This is a genomic window from Mesorhizobium sp. WSM4313 (genome assembly GCF_002294725.1).
Taxonomy (GTDB): Bacteria; Pseudomonadota; Alphaproteobacteria; order Rhizobiales; family Rhizobiaceae; genus Mesorhizobium.
Genome location: NZ_NSFT01000004.1, coordinates 13949 through 33394 on the forward strand (window position 1 = coordinate 13949; position 19446 = coordinate 33394).

At 64.3% G+C, this 19446-nt stretch carries 19 protein-coding genes and 1 riboswitch; of the genes, 14 read left to right on the forward strand and 5 right to left on the reverse strand.

The genetic code is table 11. The features are described 5' to 3' along the window. Positions 1-18 precede the first annotated feature (18 nt). Positions 19-197: riboswitch (cobalamin riboswitch) on the reverse strand. A gap of 114 nt (positions 198-311) precedes the next feature. From CK219_RS10690 to CK219_RS10715, 6 genes are all read left to right on the forward strand, one after another. Then, positions 312-1238 carry a histone deacetylase family protein gene (locus tag CK219_RS10690; RefSeq protein ID WP_095766751.1) on the forward strand — a complete coding sequence of 309 codons (927 nt, stop codon included), beginning with the start codon at positions 312-314 and terminating at the stop codon, positions 1236-1238. 3 nt (positions 1239-1241) lie between these two features. Further along, entirely contained in the window at positions 1242-1493 is a 252-nt protein-coding gene (locus CK219_RS10695; RefSeq protein WP_095766752.1) for an exodeoxyribonuclease VII small subunit, read from the forward strand. A 193-nt stretch (positions 1494-1686) separates the two neighbouring features. After that, positions 1687-1953 (forward strand): DUF2277 domain-containing protein, encoded by a 267-nt coding sequence (locus CK219_RS10700; protein ID WP_095766753.1) that lies wholly within the window; start codon positions 1687-1689, stop codon positions 1951-1953. A gap of 9 nt (positions 1954-1962) precedes the next feature. Continuing rightward, positions 1963-2883, forward strand: coding sequence for a pirin family protein (locus CK219_RS10705; protein WP_095766754.1), 921 nt, complete (start codon positions 1963-1965; stop codon positions 2881-2883). Between the two features lie 265 nt (positions 2884-3148). Beyond that, positions 3149-5056, forward strand: a complete 1908-nt coding sequence (gene dxs / locus CK219_RS10710; RefSeq protein ID WP_095766755.1) for a 1-deoxy-D-xylulose-5-phosphate synthase — start codon at positions 3149-3151, stop codon at positions 5054-5056. A 189-nt stretch (positions 5057-5245) separates the two neighbouring features. Beyond that, complete coding sequence (locus CK219_RS10715) at positions 5246-5494, forward strand: hypothetical protein (protein WP_245340468.1); 249 nt, start codon at positions 5246-5248, stop codon at positions 5492-5494. Here CK219_RS10715 and CK219_RS10720 read toward each other — a convergent pair. After that, positions 5491-5892, reverse strand: coding sequence for a GFA family protein (locus CK219_RS10720; protein WP_095767151.1), 402 nt, complete (start codon positions 5890-5892; stop codon positions 5491-5493). The two genes, CK219_RS10715 and CK219_RS10720, sit on opposite strands and share 4 nt — an antisense overlap. A 107-nt stretch (positions 5893-5999) precedes the next feature. Here CK219_RS10720 and CK219_RS10725 point away from each other — a divergent pair, with 107 nt between their 5' ends. The 3 genes from CK219_RS10725 (at position 6000) to CK219_RS10735 (ending at position 11008) form a co-directional block, all read left to right on the forward strand. Next, the gene (locus tag CK219_RS10725) at positions 6000-6767 is read left to right on the forward strand and encodes a TlyA family RNA methyltransferase (RefSeq protein ID WP_095766757.1); all 768 of its coding nucleotides are present in this window, start codon (positions 6000-6002) and stop codon (positions 6765-6767) included. Further along, entirely contained in the window at positions 6764-8005 is a 1242-nt protein-coding gene (locus tag CK219_RS10730; protein ID WP_095766758.1) for a class I SAM-dependent RNA methyltransferase, read from the forward strand. The genes CK219_RS10725 and CK219_RS10730 overlap by 4 nt, the downstream gene beginning before the upstream one ends. A 168-nt stretch (positions 8006-8173) precedes the next feature. Then, complete coding sequence (locus CK219_RS10735) at positions 8174-11008, forward strand: caspase domain-containing protein (protein WP_095766759.1); 2835 nt, start codon at positions 8174-8176, stop codon at positions 11006-11008. A gap of 259 nt (positions 11009-11267) precedes the next feature. Here the strand turns inward: CK219_RS10735 and CK219_RS10740 are convergent, their stop codons facing one another. The 4 genes from CK219_RS10740 to CK219_RS10755 form a co-directional block, all read right to left on the reverse strand. Beyond that, complete coding sequence (locus CK219_RS10740) at positions 11268-11927, reverse strand: transglutaminase-like cysteine peptidase (protein ID WP_176476980.1); 660 nt, start codon at positions 11925-11927, stop codon at positions 11268-11270. Positions 11928-12110: 183 nt separating this feature from the next. Continuing rightward, positions 12111-13523: a metalloprotease TldD gene (gene tldD, locus CK219_RS10745; protein ID WP_095767153.1), complete on the reverse strand. Its 1413-nt coding sequence runs from the start codon at positions 13521-13523 to the stop codon at positions 12111-12113. A gap of 99 nt (positions 13524-13622) precedes the next feature. Continuing rightward, positions 13623-14090 (reverse strand): YbjN domain-containing protein, encoded by a 468-nt coding sequence (locus tag CK219_RS10750; protein WP_176476981.1) that lies wholly within the window; start codon positions 14088-14090, stop codon positions 13623-13625. Positions 14091-14167: 77 nt separating this feature from the next. Then, positions 14168-14707 (reverse strand): invasion associated locus B family protein, encoded by a 540-nt coding sequence (locus CK219_RS10755; RefSeq protein WP_095766761.1) that lies wholly within the window; start codon positions 14705-14707, stop codon positions 14168-14170. A gap of 328 nt (positions 14708-15035) precedes the next feature. Here CK219_RS10755 and coxB point away from each other — a divergent pair, with 328 nt between their 5' ends. The 5 genes from coxB to CK219_RS10780 all read left to right on the forward strand — a co-directional run bounded on the left by coxB (position 15036) and on the right by CK219_RS10780 (position 19446). Continuing rightward, complete coding sequence (gene coxB, locus CK219_RS10760; protein WP_095766762.1) at positions 15036-15920, forward strand: cytochrome c oxidase subunit II; 885 nt, start codon at positions 15036-15038, stop codon at positions 15918-15920. Between the two features lie 38 nt (positions 15921-15958). Next, positions 15959-17608, forward strand: coding sequence for a cytochrome c oxidase subunit I (gene ctaD / locus CK219_RS10765; RefSeq protein WP_095766763.1), 1650 nt, complete (start codon positions 15959-15961; stop codon positions 17606-17608). A 76-nt stretch (positions 17609-17684) separates the two neighbouring features. Continuing rightward, entirely contained in the window at positions 17685-18629 is a 945-nt protein-coding gene (locus CK219_RS10770; protein ID WP_095766764.1) for a heme o synthase, read from the forward strand. Next, entirely contained in the window at positions 18626-18817 is a 192-nt protein-coding gene (locus CK219_RS10775; protein ID WP_095766765.1) for a hypothetical protein, read from the forward strand. Before CK219_RS10770 ends, CK219_RS10775 begins: the two co-directional genes overlap by 4 nt. Then, positions 18817-19446, forward strand: coding sequence for a cytochrome c oxidase assembly protein (locus CK219_RS10780; protein ID WP_095766766.1), 630 nt, complete (start codon positions 18817-18819; stop codon positions 19444-19446). The genes CK219_RS10775 and CK219_RS10780 overlap by 1 nt, the downstream gene beginning before the upstream one ends.

Consider the following 19446-nt stretch of genomic DNA (forward strand, 5'->3'; position numbering starts at 1 on the left):
TCCCCCGCCTGACCAAGCGGAAAACCATGTCTGCCGGGCCGGTCTTCTGGCTCGGGATCGTCCCGCATCCGGCGCCTTCCCGTCTTCGACAGTGGCGTGTGCCGGCGCGGTCCCCCTTACAGTGTTGGGCACGCCACGGAGTTCAACCGTGTTCCCGATTCTCCCGCGTCGCGGGCACCTGGCAGCGACGCGACCTTACAGCGAAGCTTGGGCCGCGCCAATGGCGTTAGCGACACGACAAGACGCGATTTCCCCAGCCATTCGGCCGCCAAACATGGTCATTGCGGTCATAGGTCCCTAGATTAGGCGCCATGGCCACCCGTCTCTATACGCACCCGATCTTCCTCGAACACCTCACGCCGCCCGGCCATCCCGAGCGGCCCGACCGCCTGCGCGCCATCGAGCGCGTGCTGGACGACGAGGCTTTTGCGGCGCTCGACCGCGTCAAGGCGCCGGAAGGCGACGAGAAAACCATCCTCTATGCGCATCCCGAGCATTTCGTCGAGCGCGTGCGCGCGGCGATCCCTGAGAGCGGGATCGTGTCGATCGACGCCGACACCAGCGCCAGCCCGAAAAGCTGGCAGGCCGTGATCACCGCGATCGGCGGTGCCAACGCGGCGGTAGACGACGTCTTCGAGGGCCGTGCGGCAAACGTCTTCGTCGCCGCCCGTCCGCCTGGACATCATGCCGAAAAGACCACGGCAATGGGCTTCTGCCTGTTCAACACGGCGGCGATCGCCGCCCGCTACGCCCAGAACAAGCACCAGGCCGAGCGTGTGGCCATCGTCGACTGGGACGTTCATCACGGCAATGGCACGCAGGACATCTTCTGGGACGACCCATCGGTGCTCTATTGCTCGACGCACCAGATGCCGCTTTACCCGGGCACCGGCGCGAAGAACGAGACCGGCGCCGGCAATATCGTTAACGCGCCGCTGGCGCCGCAGACCGGCAGCGACCTGTTCCGCGACGCATTCCTGTCGCGCGTGCTGCCGTCCATCGATGCATTCGCGCCGGACCTGATCATCATTTCCGCTGGCTTCGACGCGCACCACCGCGATCCGCTGGCCGAGATCAACCTGACCGAGGACGATTTCGATTGGGCGACCGGCCAGTTGATGGAGCGCGCCGGGCGCCACAGTTCCAACAGGCTCGTCAGTCTGCTGGAAGGCGGCTACGATCTGCAGGGACTGGCATTTTCAGTCGCCGCCCATGTCGGGCGGCTGATGAAGGGATAGAGTATGGCATTGGAAGGCAATGAGGACGTCAAGGCGATGAGCTTCGAACAGGCGCTCGACGCGTTGGAGAAGATCGTCGATGATCTTGAGCGCGGCGACGTCCCGCTCGACCAGTCGATCAAGATCTATGAGCGCGGCGAGGCGCTGAAGGCGCATTGCGACCGGCTGCTGAAAGCGGCCGAGGACAAGGTCGAGAAGATCAGGCTGTCGCGCGACGGCAAACCGGTGGGAACTGAACCGCTGGACGCCGACTGAGGTGTTGATATTCAGGTGAGGCCGGCCTGCAAATGGCAACTTCCTGCGCTTCCGGTGCTCACGTACTTCCAGTACGCTCCGCTCCGATTCTCGGAAACCACCATTTTCGGCTCGGCCTGACCTGAATCTCAACACCTCAGCGGATGATCTCGGACCGGGTAAGGGCAAAGAAAGCAGGTAAGGAGTTCAAGCCATGTGCCGCAACATCAAGACCTTGGCCAATTTCGAGCCGCCGGCGACCAATGACGAAGTGCATGACGCAGCGCTGCAATTCGTGCGCAAGCTTAGCGGCTCGACCAAGCCGTCCAAGCGCAACGAGCATGCCTTCTACCATGCCGTCGAGGCGATCGCCGCTGTCGCGCGCGAATTGATCGATTCGCTCGAAACCAACCAGGAACCGCGCAACCGCGAGGAAGAAGCTGCCAAGGCGAAGGCCAGGTCGGCGCTGCGTTTCGCCTGAGGATCCGACATGAGCTTCTTTCCGGGAAACGATCCCGAACCCGGCGATGCTTTCGCCTGCGACCAGATCGAGCTGATGGTCGTTCCGAACGCCAAGGACATTGGCGGCTTCGAGGTGCGCCGCGCTCTGCCGACGGCGAAGCGCCGGCTGGTCGGGCCGTTCATCTTCTTCGACCGCATGGGCCCTGCGATCCTGCGCGCCGGCCATGCGCTCGACGTGCGTCCGCATCCGCATATCGGGCTTTCCACCGTCACCTATCTGTTCGACGGCAGGATTAGGCATCGCGATTCGCTCGGCACCGAAATGGTGATCGCGCCGGGCGACGTAAATTTGATGACCGCGGGGCGCGGCATCGTTCATTCAGAGCGCACGCCACAGGAATTGCGCGGCGCGCCGATGTCGGTCTCCGGCCTGCAGACCTGGCTGGCGCTGCCCGACGGCAAGGAGGAGATTGCCCCGGTGTTCGCGAACACGTCGGTGGCCCGCTTGCCGCAGATCGATGCCGAGGGTGTCAGCGGCCGCGTCGTCATTGGCGCGTTCTCAGGCCTGCGCTCGCCCGTGGCGACCGCTTCCGACACGCTCTACGCCGATCTCAGGCTGGCCGCCGCTGCCAGCGTGAAGATTCCGGCCGATGCCGAGGAGCGCGCCATCTACACGCTGGAAGGCGACGTCTCGATTGCCGGCGATGTTTTCCCGGCCGAGCGGCTCCTGGTGTTCAAGCCGGGCGAGGAGATCGTGGTCTCTTCCGAGCGCGGCGCGCATTTCATGCTGTTCGGCGGCGCTTCGCTGGGCTCCAAGCGCTACATCTGGTGGAATTTCGTCTCGTCCTCCAAGGAACGCATCGAGCAGGCCAAGCAGGAATGGAAGACAGGCCGCTTCGATATCGTTCCCGGCGATGAGGAAGAGTTCATCCCGCTTCCCGAGAACTAAGGTGTGTTGATATTCAGGTGAGGCCGGCCTGCAAATGCGGGTTTCCTGCGCTTCCGGTGCTCACGTACTTTGAGTGCGCTCCGCTCCGGTTCTCGGAATCCATCATTTTCGGCGCGGCCTGACCTGAATCTCAATACACCTTGCAGCGTAGCACGCGTCACTGACGCACATTTACATTCGTCCGCCGACGGACTATTGCCGCGCATGATTATGGCGCAATCTGCTGATAGCGCCGTGTTCGATCGATAAGGCAGGACGCGCCCGAGTGAAGCCAGACACGCCGCTGCTCGACAAGGTCCGCATTCCGGCGGATTTGCGGACGCTTGATGAGAGCGCGCTGCCGCAGCTTGCCGCGGAACTCCGCGCCGAGCTCATCGACGCCGTGTCGCAGACCGGCGGCCATCTCGGCGCCGGCCTCGGCGTCGTCGAACTGACCGTCGCGCTGCATTATGTCTTCAACACCCCGCAGGATCGGCTGATCTGGGACGTCGGCCACCAGGCCTATCCGCATAAGATCCTGACCGGCCGCCGCGACCGCATCCGCACGCTGCGCCAGGAAGGCGGCCTCTCCGGCTTCACCCGGCGGGCCGAGAGCGAATACGACCCGTTCGGCGCCGCGCATTCCTCGACCTCAATTTCGGCCGGTCTCGGCATGGCCATGGCCCGCGACTTGTCGGGCGGCCGCAACAATGTCATTTCCGTCATCGGCGACGGCTCGATGTCGGCCGGCATGGCTTTCGAGGCGCTGAACAATGCCGGCGCGCTCGACGCCCGGCTGATTGTCATCCTCAACGACAACGACATGTCGATCGCGCCGCCGACCGGCGCCATGAGCGCCTATCTGGCGAGGCTCGCCTCCGGCAAGGCCTATCTGGGCCTTCGCGATTTCGGCAAGAAGCTGACATCCTATCTAGGCAAGCGCGCCGACCGCGCCATCACCCGTGCGGTCGAGCATGCGCGTGGTTACGTCACCGGCGGCACCTTGTTCGAGGAGCTCGGCTTCTACCATATCGGCCCCATCGACGGTCACAATCTCGAACATCTGATCCCGGTGCTGAGGAACGTCCGTGACAATGGCAAAGGCCCGGTGCTGATCCATGTCGTGACCCAGAAGGGCAAGGGCTACGCGCCGGCGGAAGCCGCGGCCGACAAATATCACGGCGTCAACAAGTTCGACGTCATCACCGGCGCGCAGGCCAAGGCGCCGGCCAACGCGCCCGCCTACACCAAGGTCTTCGCCGAAAGCCTGATCCAGGAAGCGCGCGAGGACGACCGCATCGTCGCCATCACCGCCGCCATGCCGAGCGGCACCGGTCTCGATCTCTTCGGCGAGGTGTTTCCGAAGCGAACCTTCGATGTCGGCATTGCCGAGCAGCATGCGGTGACCTTCGCCGCCGGCCTTGCTACTGAAGGCTACAAGCCTTTTGCCGCCATCTATTCTACCTTCCTGCAACGCGCCTACGACCAGGTCGTCCATGACGTTGCGATCCAGAAACTGCCGGTGCGCTTCCCCATCGACCGCGCCGGTTTCGTCGGCGCCGACGGCGCCACCCACTGCGGCGCTTTCGATACGACCTTCCTGACCACGCTGCCGGGCTTCGTCGTCATGGCCGCCGCCGATGAGGCCGAGCTTCGCCACATGGTGCGCACCGCGGCTGCCTATGATGACGGTCCGATCGCCTTCCGCTATCCGCGCGGCAACGGCGTCGGCGTCGACATGCCGGAGCGCGGCTCGCTGCTCGAGATCGGCAGGGGCCGCATCCTCAAAGAAGGGACCAAGGTCGCGCTGCTTTCCTTCGGCACGCGGCTGCAGGATTGCCTGTTGGCGGCCGAGGAACTTGGCGCTGCCGGTCTTTCCACCACCGTTGCCGACGCCCGCTTCGCCAAGCCGCTGGACGAGAATCTCATCCGGCGGCTCGCCCGTTCGCATGAGGTGCTGGTGACCGTGGAAGAGGGCGCCATCGGCGGCTTCGCCAGCCAGGTGCTGCACTTCCTCGCCCATGAAGGCCTTCTCGAAAGCGGCCTCAAGGTGCGCCCGCTGGTGCTGCCGGACGCGTTCACCGACCATGCCAAGCCGGAGAAGATGTATGCCGATGCCGGGCTGGATTCGGCAGGCATCGTACGCACGGTCTTCGCCGCGCTCGGTCGCGGCGTGCAGGCGCAGCGCGCCTGAATCAGAGCTTCAAGCGGTGAATCGTTTTGCCGGATGCCAGATGTAGGTATCTGTTAACGCTCCCGTTTGGCGGTTCGCTTACCCTGTCTCTTGGCCGATTTTCAACGGCGCCCTGCTAGAAACTCGGGCCAGGCAGGGAGACAACCAAAAATGAGAACGCTTCTGTGCGGAGTAGCCCTTTTGGCGGCCGTGACGGCGTCGGCGGCAGCCGAAACACGTTACGACCGCAATCTCGAAAAGGCGGTGCTGGATATCGTTGCCGGCAAGATGGGCAATATTCGCGGCGGCTTCTCCTATAAGCAGGTTCCTCAACTCGTCGTGCTGCCGGATGCAGGTCCCGTCGCGCCCACTCCGGTTGAGCCGCCGCGCAAGCAAGCCTCCGGCAATGACGGCCTGATGCCCGCCGTCGAGCGCCAGGTTTCGCGCACCATTTTTTAGAACCACATATCGCGCACGCAGCGGCCGTCGCGCGGCAGGTCGTCAAAAGTGTCGAGGCCGTCGAAATGGTCGATCGGCAGGTCGGCGACCTCCTCGGGCGGCGCAAGCCTGACATTGACAGCGATGCGCGTGCGGCCGCTTTCGCCGGAGCGCAGGCCACGCCAGGCGACCACGCAGGCGCAGGTCGGACAGAACAGGATTTCCAGCGCGGGCTCCGCCACCTCGGCGCGTGTGTACGATTTCAGCGGTCCGGCGACGCGGATGCGCTCATCGACATAGTCATAGGCCCAGAGCGCTCCGTAGCGGCGGCAAAGCGTGCAATTGCATGCGGTGATACCACCGGGATCGCCTTCCAGCGTCCAATGAACTGCGCCGCAATGACAGGTACCCCTCAGCATTGCCACCTCCACCGGCTGACGAACCGCCTGTTCCTCTCGGCATTCTGCAGCCTCTTGCGCCATATTCAACCATTGCGTTCGCGCCCGGCTTTCGCCAATGAAGGCCGATGAGTTCCCCTTTGCCAGCCAGCCGGCGCCAGCGGCTCGACGAATTGCTCGTCGGGCGCGGTCTGTTTGCCAGCCGTTCGCGCGCCCGCGACGCGATCGAGCGCGGCACGGTGACGGTTGACGGCGCCGTCGCCCGCAAGCCCGGCCAGCCCGTCGCGCCGGACTGCCTGGTCGCCATCGACGATCCGGCGCGGGCCTATGTATCGCGCGCGGCGCTGAAGCTGATCGCCGGCCTCGACCGTTTCGGCCTCGATCCTTCCGGCAGCGAAGCGCTCGATGTCGGCGCCTCGACGGGCGGCTTCACCCAGGTGCTGCTCGAGCGCCGCGCGGCCCATGTCACGGCGATCGATGTCGGTCACGGCCAGATCCATCCCGACATTGCCGGCGACCCGCGTGTGACGGTGATCGAAGGACTGAACGCCCGCGATCTGACGGCCGCCGATCTCGGCGGCCGCGTTCCCGGTTTCCTTGTCTGCGACGTCAGCTTCATCTCGCTGAAGCTGGCGCTGCCGCCGGCGCTGGAATTGGCGGGCGAGGGCGCCAAGGCAGTTCTGCTGGTCAAGCCGCAATTCGAGGCGGGCCGTGAGGCCATCGGCAAGGGCGGCCTGCTCAAGGATCCGGGCGATGCCGATCGGATTGCCGCAAATTTGCGCGACTGGCTGGCCGGCGTTCCCGGCTGGCGCGTGCTGGGACTCGAGCCGTCGCCGATCGAAGGCGGCGACGGCAACCGCGAGTTCCTGCTCGCCGCCATGAAGGACGGGCGATGAGCACACGCTTCACCATTGCAAGGCTGGGCTCGCAGGGCGACGGTATCGCCAATGCCGAAGGCGGGGAGGTCTTCATCCCGTTCACGCTGCCGGGCGAGACGGTCACGGCCGCGCGCCAGAAGGACCGCGCCGCGCTGATGTCGGTATTGGAAGCCTCGCCGCTCAGGATCGATCCCGCCTGCCGCCATTTCACCGAATGCGGCGGCTGCGCGCTGCAGCATTACGAGGCTGGAGCCTACCGGCAATGGAAGCGCGAGAGGGTCGTGCAGGCGCTGAAGCTCAAGGGCATCGCTTGCGACATCGCTGCGCTGGTGCCTTGCGCGCCGCACACCCGCCGCCGCGTCACCTTCAGTGCCAGGCGCACGGACGCCGGCATGCTGCTGGGCTTCGTGCGCGCGCTGTCTTCCGAGATCATCCCGATCGAGGAATGCCCGATCTCGCTGCCCGCGATCGTCTCGGCGCTTGACAAACTGCGCGCCCTGGCCGGCTTGGTCTGCGCCACCCCGAAGGCATTTCATATGACGGTGACCGTCACCGCTTCAGGCCTCGACGTGGCTGTGCACGATGCCGGCAAGCTTGGCGACCATCAGCGCCGTATCGCGTCCAATTTCGTCTTGGCCGAAGGCCTGGCAAGGCTTTCCGTCGACGGCGAGATCATCGTCGAGCCGAAGAAGCCGGTGGTGCAGTTCGGGCCCGTCGCGGTCGCCGTGCCGCCGGGCGCCTTCCTGCAGGCGACAGAGGCCGCCGAGCAGGTGATGGCAAGCCTCGTCGGCCAGCATCTGTCGCGCGCCAGGAAGATCGCGGACCTGTTTGCCGGCTGCGGCAGCTTCGCGCTCAGGCTCGGCGCGCAATCCGAGGTCCATGCCGTCGAGGGCGATGCGCCGGCGCTTGCCGCGCTCGACCGCGCCTTCCGCTTTGCCAGCGGCCTGAAGCGGGTGACCAGCGAACGCCGCGACCTGTTCCGCCGGCCGCTGACCTTCAAGGAGTTGAACGTCTTCGACGGGCTGGTCTTCGATCCGCCGCGCGCCGGCGCCGAGGACCAGTCGAAGCAGATCGCCCGCTCCGACGTGCCGCTGGTCGCCGCGGTGTCCTGCAATCCGGTGACGCTCGCGCGCGATCTGCGCATCCTGATCGATGGCGGCTACACGCTGAAGAGCGTCACGCCGATCGACCAGTTCCTGTGGTCGCCGCATGTCGAGGCGGTCGCGCTTTTGGAGAAGCCGAAGCGGCGGCGGTAGCTCGCGGCCGGAGGCTCGCGTGAAAACTGTGAAGCCTCTGTTCTTTCGACGAAATTGCGCCCTAAAGCCGCCTTTTTGCAGGGTCTTAATTCTGCGGTTAGGGAAACATTCCTGCCTCTCCGGCGTTGTCGCGTTGGACGAAATGGCGGACAAGGATGGCGGATTGCAATGCGCTCGCTTCGGAAAGTCATCGGCCTTGTCGTCATTCTCATCGCGTTCGCCGTCGCGTCCACGACGTGCGCGCTCGCCCAACAGCAGAAACGTCTCGCATTCGTCATCGGCAACGCCGCCTATCCGTCGGATGCGCTGGTCACCTCCGCGAATGACGCCGGCCTGATCGCCCAGACCCTGCAGGCAGCAGGGTTCGATGTGGTCGGCGCGCGCGATGTCGACCAGGAATCGTTGCGCGGCGCGCTGCGCGATTTCCTTGGAAAGGTTTCCGCCGCCGGCCCGGACGCGACCGTTTTCGTATACCTGGCCGGCCGCGGCGTGCAGTTCGAAGGTGAGAACTATTTCTTGCCGGTCGACGCCCAGATCGCCAATCCGGCCGACGTGCCGCTGCAGGCCATGCGGCTCTCCGATATCACCAAGTCCCTGGCGGGATTGCCGGCGAAGGTCAATATCGTCGTCCTCGACGCGGCTCGGCCCAATGGCCTTCCGAAAATGAGCCAGCCGCTGGCCGGCGGTCTCGCGCTGGTCGACCCCGACCCCAACATGCTGATTGCGTTCAACGCGGCGCCCGGAACGGTTGCGCCGGAAGGCAAGGGCCCATACGGCGCCTATGCTCAGGCGCTCGCCGAGATGATGCGGGAAGGCGGCATAGCGCTTGACGATGTTTTCGACCGCACGCGGCTACGCGTCAACGAGGTGACGCAAGGTGCCGAAATTCCGTGGGACGCTTCGAAGATCAGCGCGCCTTTCGTGTTCTTCGAACGCGCTCCGGACGCGCCGCCGCCGAAGGTTTCGGAGGCCGAAGAACGGGCCAACCGGACCAGGCCGATCCGCGACTTCAATGCGCATGACGCCTATGTCGCGGCACTCGACCGCGATACCATGCGCGGCTACGAGGAGTTCCTCGTTGCCTATCCGCACGATCCGATGGCCAAGCGTGTGCGGGCCATCATCGCGGCGCGACGCGAGGCGATCACCTGGCGCGAAACATGGCTGCGGGACACGCCGGAGGCTTATTGGTCCTATCTCGAGCGTTATCCGCACGGGCTGCATGCCTGGGACGCGCGCCGCCGGCTGGAGCATTTCGACGCCGAGCTCGAGCCACCGACGAGCTTCACTGTCATCGTCTACGACGTGCCGCCGCCGCCGCCGGAGGAAATCATCTATGTCGACAGGCCGGTGCTCTATTTCGACGATCCCGATTTCGACTTCGAGCCGCCGCCGCCGATCGACGTGATATTCCTGCCGCCGCCGCCGCCCGATTTCGTCGTGCTGCCGCCGCCCCCGCCGCCGGTCGATGTTTACGTCCTGCCGACGCCGGTCTTCGTCCCCGTGCCGGTTTGGGTCAGGCCGCCGCGTGACATTGCGCCGCCGCCGAACGACATCATCTTCAACAACATTCACAACACGACCGTCATCAACAACAACACGACGATCAACAACGAGCCGGCCAATCAGGCCCGACAGCCAAACGCAAATGCACCCAGCGGCCTCACCACCGGGCAGAAGATGGCGGTTGGTGCGGGCGCGGCCTCGCTGGCGGCCAAGGTGGCGTTGCCGCCGTTGCTGCAGAAAAGGGCGGCGCTGTTCAAGCAAAATCAGGGCGGCCAGCCGCTGAAGCCGGGCCAGGCTGCCACTCAGGGCCAGCAGCCTGGTGAGACGCCGCAATCGCTGAAACCGGGCCAGGCTGTCACGCAGGGCCAGCAGCCGGGTGTGACGCCGCAGGCGAGGACGATGGGCAAGCTCTCGACTGATCACGCCTTGCCGGGAGCTGACGGCAGAGCGCTGCCGCTCGTCAACGGCAAGCCGGTGCTCAACGGCCAGAACGCGCCCAACAGGAGGGTGCTGGGCAAGCAAGGCCCTGTGAGCGGCAACCAGCAGGCTACCGGGAATGCCGGCCCCCCCGTCACGGGCAACGACCAGCAGAACGGAGTTCTCGACGATCAGGGCAAGAAGAACAAGTTCCGCAAGCTGCCGACCGTCAATGGCGCGCCGGGCGAGAACGGGCAGAACGCCCAGCAGAGGTTCGGGAAGAACAATGCGAATGCGTTGTCCGGCCAGAACGAAGGCAGACCGAGGAAGCTGACACGCAAGGATCTGTCGGCAGGCCAGACAACTGTCGGCCCGAGCGATCAAGCCACGGTCAACGGAGGCGATAGAGGTAAGAAGCTTCGCAAGCTGCCGACCGTCAATGGCGCGCCAGCCGAGAACGGGCAGAACGCTCAGCAGAGGTTCGGGAAGAACAATCCGAATGCGTTGTCCGGCCAGAACGAAGGCAGACCGAGGAAGCTGACACGCAAGGATCTGTCGGGAGGCCAGACAGCCCTCAGCCCGAGCGATCAAGGCTCGGTCAACGGAGGCGACAGCGGTAAGAAGTTCCGCAAGCTGCCGACCGTCAATGGCGCGCCGGCCGACAACCGGGCGAGCGTGCAGGAGCGGCTCAGGAGAAACAATCCGAGTGTGTTCTCCGACCAGAATCAGGGTTCGGCCAACGCAAACAGGAAGTTCCGCAGGCTGCCGAACGGCGAAGAGGGTTCCGCCGGCGCAGGCATCAACGTCCAGCGCAGCTTCAAGCAGGAAAGGCCGAACGTGCAGGTGCTCAGGCCGCAAAGGCCAGAGTTCCAGGCGCAGCCAAGGCCTCAGATACAAGAGAGACGCCTGCAGCAATTGAGGCCTGAGCCTCAGATGCAAGAAAGACGCTTGCAGCAGCAGCTACGGCCTCAGCCTCAGATACAGGAACGGCGCCTGCCGCAGCAGCCCAAGGAGCAGCCGCCGCAGGGAAACAAGAAGCCGACCTGCGGGCGTCCTGGCGAGCCGCCCTGCCAGCAGTAGGCCAGCAAGGCTTGCTTGGCCGCGGGCGGCAACGCCCGTTCATGGGCCGGATTTTCCGGCCTATGAATTTGCGAGGTGGAGAACGTGACGGATCAGTCCGTCAAAGCAGACAAGACCGCTCTGGTCACGCCGGGAGCGATTGCGGGAAAAGGTGAAAGGTTCGGGCTCGGCGACTTCGCCATAGCCTTCCGTGCGGAATTGCATCCCAGGAAAATAGAGCGGCTCGCCGTTTCCGCGAAACGGTGAAACGCTCTGGCCCTTACGAGCTCGGAGACAGTCGTTTCGCTGTGCCGCCGCGCTGGTTGATCGACACCCAGGTGTTCGGGTTCTGCTGCGACTGGCGTTTCAGGAAATAATAGCCGGTGGCGTTCCAGGGGCGGATTTCGTCGACCAGATTGTCCAGCACGAGATCGCCCTTGTCGGTCTTCACCGTCAGAATGGTGTGGCCCTCATTGTGGAGGTCGCGCACCACCGTCATCAGCAGCGCCTGCCGGGGGAAGCCGGCTTCCAGGAGCAGCTTGCGCTTGTAGAGCGCGTAGATCTTGCAGTCGCCCTTGCCGTCTGTCGGATAGTCCCAGTGGTCCATCGTCGTGCCCCAGTGGTCGTAATTGCTGACGGGCTTGATGGAACGGTTCGCCTTCTGGTTTACCCGCTTGAGGATGCTCATTTTCTGCGCGGTCAGCCTGACGCTTGTGGCAGGCAGGGCAGGCACGTTGCATTCCTTCGGCCGGCGATGACAGAAATCGAGCCAGCCATATGGGACGCTGGTGCTGCCGCCGACTGCGGCGGCGCTCGCAGCCGTTAGATTGAACAGCGACGACTGCGCCGCTGCAGGGCCGACTTGCAGCGATGATGCGCCAACCAGGGAAACGAGGCCAATGAGGAAAGAAGAAGTCAGGACGCCAGGAGAACGCTGCATTGCCGACACCACCGCAACGAGAAGACTGGCGACAAGCTAATGCGCAAACGCCCGCCCCGCCAATTGAACAATTAATAATGTCCTAACACGATTGTGTTCACTTCAAGGTGGAGCCGGAATCAACCCGCCTGGCGCGCGGAGACTGCTCGGGATGGTCGTTCGTCAGGCAGTGGACGATAGACCTCAAACCCTGGTGCCGCCCACCGTCATCTGGTTCATCCGCAGATGCGGCTGGCCGACGCCGACGGGCACGCCCTGTCCGGCTTTGCCGCACATGCCGATGCCGGTGTCGAGCTTCATGTCGTTGCCGATCATGCTGACGCGGTGCATGGCGTCCGGCCCGTTGCCGATCAGCATCGCGCCCTTGATCGGCTGCGTCACCTTGCCGTTCTCGATCATGTAGGCTTCGGTGCAGCCGAACACGAACTTGCCCGACGTGATGTCGACCTGGCCGCCGCCGAAGGAAACGGCATAGATGCCGTTCTTGACCGAGGCGATGATCTCTTCCGGCTCCATGTCGCCCGAGGTCATGTAGGTGTTGGTCATGCGCGGCATCGGCTGGTGCGCATAGCCTTCGCGGCGGCCGTTGCCCGTCGCCTTCATGCCCATCAGCCGGGCGTTCTGGCGGTCCTGCATATAGCCGACGAGCTTGCCGTCCTCGATCAGCACGTTGCGCGCCGAGGGCGTCCCTTCATCGTCGACGGTCAGCGAGCCGCGCCGCTCGGGCATGGTGCCGTCGTCGACCACGGTGACACCCTTTGCCGCCACCTGCTGGCCCATCAGGCCGGCGAAGGCCGATGTCTTCTTGCGGTTGAAGTCGCCTTCGAGCCCATGCCCGACCGCCTCGTGCAGCATCACGCCCGGCCAGCCGCTGGACAGCACGATGTCGAACGTGCCCGCCGGCGCAGGGACGGCCTCGAGATTGACCAGCGCCTGCCGCAGCGCCTCGCTGGCGGCATGCTTCCAGCTTTCCTCGCCGACGAACTCGCCAAAGCTCTTGCGGCCGCCCATCCCGTAGGAGCCGCTCTCCTGCCGGTCGCCATCGCCGACCACCACGGAAACGTTGATCCGCACCAGCGGGCGGATGTCGCGCACGATCTGGCCGTCGCCGCGCACGATCTCGACATGCTGCCACGAGGCGGCAAGCGACGCCGTCACCTGGCGCACGCGCGGATCCTTGGCGCGCAGCCAGCCGTCGATCTCCTGCAACAGCTTGGCCTTGGCCTCGAAGGAAGGCGAGGGGATAGGGTTCTCGTCGCCATAGAGATGGCGGTTGGTGCGGGCGGGCGCTCCGGCCAATGTGCCGGAATAGCCGCCTTTGACAGCCGAGACTGCGTCCGCCGCGCGCAACAGCGAGGCTTCGGAGAGATCGCTCGAATGCGCATAACCGCTGGCCTCGCCGGCCACGGCACGCAGGCCGAACCCCCGGTCGGTGTTGAAATTGGCCGTCTTCAGCCGGCCATTATCGAACATCAGCGCTTCGTTCTCGCTGTATTCGAGGAACAGCTCGCCGTCGTCGGCGCCCTTGATGGTCTCGGTGACGATCTCCTTGACGCGATCGTCTGAAATGTCGAATTGGCCGATCAGGCTGTTCATGGCAAATCCATTCATGGAAACAAATCGTTCCTCGGCATGTAGGCGCGAAGCCGTCGTCGCACAATCGCCAACTGGGTCAAGCCGACGATTGCGCCGCCATCACTTGCCGCTGACGAAATCCTTGATGTTGCCGGCCATCGCGTTCCAATTGGAAAACTGCTTCTCGAGATTGGCCCTGGTGATGCCGCCCGCAAAGCTGACATCCATCCTGAAATTCGAGCCGTCGCCCGAATAGGCCCTCACCCACCGGTATTTTGCGTTCCAGGCGTTGGCTTGGTCAGCGGTAAGCGGGTCGGCGAAGCCGGTCGCGAATTGCAGCGACTTGCAGTTCTCGTGGTCTTCGCAGCCGTAGAAATAGATCAGGTATTTAACGCCGTCGATCCGCCCCGAAATCATCGGATCGCCGTTGTCGTCCTTGCCCATCCTGGCGGAACCGAAGCCCTTGGCGATATCGAGGATCGCCGCCGAGTCGGGCCTCTGGAGGATTTCGTCGTCCTCGGCCCGGGCGACCGAAACCGCACCGGCCAGCGCCAGCCCAGCGATGAAAGCGGACAATGACGTGCGCATGGAGCCTCCTGCCGCCAAATCCGCATTCGCCATTCGACCTCAGCGTCGGAAATGGCCGCGGTGCATGGGCAAGAAGATCAAGGTAGGGCGGCGAAGCCGTCTGCAAAGCCCTTGAGATCGACCGGAATGCCGATGCCTTCCTCGGGCGTCTGGAACACGATGAAGGTGGCCGACGTGCCGCTCTTCAGCGTGTCGAGCAGCGGTTTTTCAAGGATCACCTCGGCGTAGCAGCCGTCCTGGAAGCAGCGCACGAAATAGGCGCGGCCGATATCCTTGCCGTCGACATTGAGGCCAAGCCCGTTGGGCAGGAGCACGCCGAGCGGCGCCAGCACGCGCAGGATCTCGGCCTTGTTGTCGGCTGTGCGCAGCACCACGACCGAAAGCCCCATTTCAGGGCGGTCCTCGGCGACGACGTTCTGCATCATCACGCATTGCTCTGAGGTAGCACCTGCCGGCGTATCGCAGATGATCGACCACGCGCCATGCGTCGACTTCACCGTGCCGCTCGGCGGCTTGGCGTCGTTAGGCGAGGCGGGGGCGCCGACGGCTACGCCGACACCGAGCAAGGCGACGGCAAGGACGACCTTCGCCAGGGTTCTCGAAAGCCAGGAAGTCATAACGGCTCCATTGCGAATCACGGCACTTTAAGCCGCGCCGGGGCCAAGTAAAGGACGAGACCTCCGCCGGTCCGCCCCGATACCGGCAATTGCATGCTTTTCCAAAGCAAATTCGCCCGAATTGCGACCGTCGCGCATATAGCATGGCGGGCGCCGAACGCAGCCTTCGGCCTGCGCGCAAAAATGCCGCACGGTTTCCTCCGCTCCTTTCTTGCGGAGGGAAATAGAGTATGGTTTGAACCAGCCTCGGGACAGCCCGGGATTCCCAATTCCGGTGTCGTCCGTTATTGGTGCGACCAGATCGCGGGAAGTGGGAGACGAGAGGGCGATGAGGAAATTCCTGGCAAGCGCTGAATTCTTGGCAGGTACGGCAGCTTCGGCCGTGCTCTTCTCCAGTGCGGCGGCTCGCGCCGACCAGCCGCGGGAATGGGAGATGACCTTCCAGGCGCCCGCGACCGACATGATGCGGCAGATCGAGCGGTTTGGGAACTACACCATGTGGTTCATCGTCCCGATCACCATCCTCGTGCTGGTGCTTCTGCTGGTCTGCATCGTCAGGTTCCGCGCAAGCGCCAATCCAGTGCCGTCCAGGACCAGCCATAACACGCTGATCGAGGTGATCTGGACCGTCGGGCCGGTGATCGTGCTTCTGCTCATCGCCATTCCCTCCTTCCAGCTGCTCACCGCGCAGTACACGCCGCCGGAAGAAGCCAAGCTCACCGTCAAGGCGACCGGCAACCAGTGGAACTGGGATTACGAGTACCAGATCGACAAGACCTTCTCCTTCAACTCGGCGGTTCTTCAGGATGCCGACCGCGCCAAGGCCGGCAAGGAAGATCGCGCCCGCTATCCGCGTCTGCTGGCGGTCGACAACGAGCTGGTCGTGCCGGTCAACACCATGACTCGCGTGCTGATCACCGCCACCGATGTCATCCACTCCTTCGCCGTGCCGTCCTTCGGCATCAAGATGGATGCCGTCCCCGGCCGCACCAACGAGACCTGGTTCAAGGCGGAGAAGGAAGGCCTCTACTACGGCCAGTGCTCGCAGCTCTGCGGCAAGGACCATGCCTTCATGCCGATCGCCGTGCGCGTGGTGTCCGATGCGCAGTTCAAGACCTGGCTGGATACGGCCAAGACCGACGTGCCCGCCGCCAACAAGGCGCTGATGGCCGAGATCGATGGTACCAACAAGGTAGCGGCCGCCGGCAACTGATGCCGCGGGTTAGCAAGATTTAGGGAACGGAGCGGAACATGGCAGAGGCTGCAGCTCACGATCACGGCGACCACAGGCCGCATGGCTGGGTCCGCTGGGTCTACTCGACCAACCACAAGGACATCGGCACGCTCTACCTGATCTTCGCGATCATGGCCGGCATCATCGGCGCCGCGCTCTCGGTCGCCATCCGCATGGAGCTGCAGGAGCCGGGCATCCAGATCTTCAGCGGCCTGGCGCAGATGGTCTACGGCATGCAGGGCGACGCCGCCATCGACGGCGGCAAGAGCATGTACAACGCCTTCGGCGCCGCGCACGGCCTGATCATGATCTTCTTCATGGTCATGCCGGCGCTCATCGGCGGCTTCGCCAACTGGATGGTGCCGATCATGATCGGCGCGCCGGACATGGCCTTCCCGCGCATGAACAACATCTCGTTCTGGCTGCTGCCGCCGGCTTTCATCCTGCTGCTCTCCTCGATGTTCGTGCCGAGCGCGCCGGGCGCCTTCGGCGTCGGCGGCGGCTGGACCATCTATCCGCCGCTCTCGACGTCCGGCCAGCCGGGCCCGGCGATGGACCTGGCGATCCTCTCGATCCATATCGCCGGCGCGTCGTCGATCCTCGGCGCCATCAACTTCATCACCACCATCTTCAACATGCGCGCTCCCGGCATGACGCTGCACAAGATGCCGCTGTTTGCCTGGGCGGTGCTGATCACCGCTTTCCTGCTGCTGCTGTCGCTGCCGGTTCTGGCGGGCGCCATCACCATGCTGCTCACCGATCGCAATTTCGGCACCGCTTTCTTCGTGCCGGATCAGGGCGGTGACCCGATCCTCTTCCAGCATCTGTTCTGGTTCTTCGGCCATCCCGAGGTGTACATCCTGATCCTGCCGGGCTTCGGCATCATCAGCCATATCGTCTCGACCTTCTCGAAGAAGCCGGTGTTCGGCTATCTCGGCATGGCCTACGCCATGGTCGCGATCGGCGCCGTCGGCTTCATCGTCTGGGCGCACCACATGTACACGACCGGCCTGTCGCTCGACACGCAGCGTTACTTCGTGTTCGCCACCATGGTCATCGCGGTGCCGACCGGCGTGAAGATCTTCTCCTGGATCGCCACCATGTGGGGCGGTTCGATCTCCTTCAAGCCGCCGATGCTGTGGGCGCTGGGCTTCATCTTCCTGTTCACCATCGGTGGCGTCACCGGCGTTCAACTGGCCAATGCCGGTCTCGACCGCTCGCTGCACGACACCTATTTCGTGATCGCCCACTTCCACTACGTGCTGTCGCTGGGCGCGGTGTTTGCCATCTTCGCCGGCTGGTACTACTGGTTCCCGAAGATGACCGGCTACATGTACTCGCCGGTTATCGCCAACACCCACTTCTGGGTGACCTTCGTCGGCGTCAACCTGATCTTCTTCCCGCAGCACTTCCTCGGCCTCGCCGGCATGCCGCGCCGTACCGTCGACTATCCGGACGCGTTCGCCGGCTGGAACATGGTGTCGTCCTACGGCTCCTACATCGCGGCCGTCGGTGTCGCGATCTTCCTCTACGGCGTGTTCGAGGCCTTCCAGAAGAAGCGCGTCGCCGGCGCCAACCCGTGGGGCGAGGGCGCCACCACGCTCGAATGGCAGCTGCCTTCGCCGCCGCCATTCCACCAATGGGAACAGCTGCCGAAGATCAGGTAGGCAGCGTCCCGACGCATACGAGGCCGCCGGCTTGCCCGGCGGTCTTGGCCAACGGAATGATGGACTTTAAGTACGCATGGCCCTTGCCGAAGACAGATTGATGGAGGAAGCGGGTTTTCGCATGTCGGAAGCGACCGCAGGCGATTTCTTCGCCCTCCTGAAGCCGCGTGTCATGTCGCTGGTCGTCTTCACGGCGTTTGTCGGCATGATCGCGGCGCCCGTCGCCATCAATCCGCTCATGGCGGTGATCGCCATCCTCGCAATCGCCATTGGCGCCGGTGCTTCCGGCGCGCTCAACATGTGGTACGACGCCGACATCGACGCCGTGATGACGAGGACCGCCGGCCGCCCGGTGCCGTCCGGTCGCGTCACCCCAGGCGAGGCGTTGAGCTTTGGCCTTGTGCTGTCGGTGCTGTCGGTGATGACGCTCGGCGTGCTGGTCAACTGGCTGTCGGCATCGCTTCTCGCCTTCACCATCTTCTTCTACGCCGTCATATACACCATGTGGCTGAAGCGCTGGACGCCGCAGAACATTGTCATCGGCGGCGCCGCCGGCGCCATCCCGCCGGTAATCGGCTGGGCCGCCGTGACCGGCTCGGTCAGCCTCGAAAGCGTGATCCTGTTCCTGATCATCTTCCTGTGGACGCCGCCGCATTTCTGGGCGCTGGCTCTCTTCAAATCCGACGACTACGCCCGCGCCGGCATCCCGATGATGCCGAATGTCGCCGGCCATGCCTCGACCCGTAGGCAGATCTTTGCCTATGCGCTGATCCTGGCGCCGGTCGGGGTGCTGCCCTGGGCGCTCGGCTACACCACGGCCGGCTACGGCGTCGTCTCGGCGGCCCTCGGCGCGGGCTTCGTCTGGTATGCCTGGAAAGTGCTTGCCATGGCCGACGGCGACCGCGCGATGAAGCCGGCCAAAGCCCTGTTCGGCTACTCGCTGCTCTATCTCTTCGCTATCTTTGCCGCCTATCTCGTCGATTGCGTGGTCGGGCGCGCCCTCATGATGGGGGGAGCATGATCGTGGCTGACAAGAAGCTCGAACTGGTCACGCTGACCGAACGCCAGCAGAAGGCCCGCCGCAACCGCTCCATCGCCATCGGTCTCGCGCTGGCAGCGCTGGTCGTCATCTTCTATGCCGCCACCATCGTGCGCTTCGGTCACAGCGGAGCCAGCATCACCGGCTCCGGCCTGCTGGGAGGCGGCTGATGGGCGGCGAGGCCAGCAGCAAGCCCCGCAAGGTGAACAACGGCATCGTCGCCGCCGTCTGCCTCGCCTTCTTCACCGGCATGGTCGGCATGGCCTATGCGGCGGTGCCGCTCTACAAGATGTTCTGCCAGGTCACCGGCTATGGCGGGACCACGCAGCGCGCCGAGAAGCAATATGCCGGCCGCGTGCTCGACCGTGATATCACCATCCGCTTCGATGCCAACACCAACGGCATTCCATGGCAGTTCGAGCCTGTCGCCCGCTCGGTGACGATCAAGATCGGCGCGACGGCGCAGGCGCATTACAGCGCCACCAACAAGTTCGACCGCACCATTACCGGCCGCGCCTCGTTCAACGTGCAGCCGGAAATGGCCGGTGCCTATTTCAACAAGGTGGAGTGCTTCTGCTTCACCGACACGACGCTGAAACCCGGCGAGACGCTGGACATGCCGGTCGTGTTCTATGTCGATCCAGACATCGTCAACGTGCCGGAACTCAAGGACTTGAAGACCATCACCCTGTCCTACACGATGTTCCCGGTCGAAAACAAACAGCCGGTCGCCTCCTCGGCGCCGGCCGCTGGCAGCAGCAACAAAGTTCCAGATTCCGACGCAAGCCTCGGGGGTTGA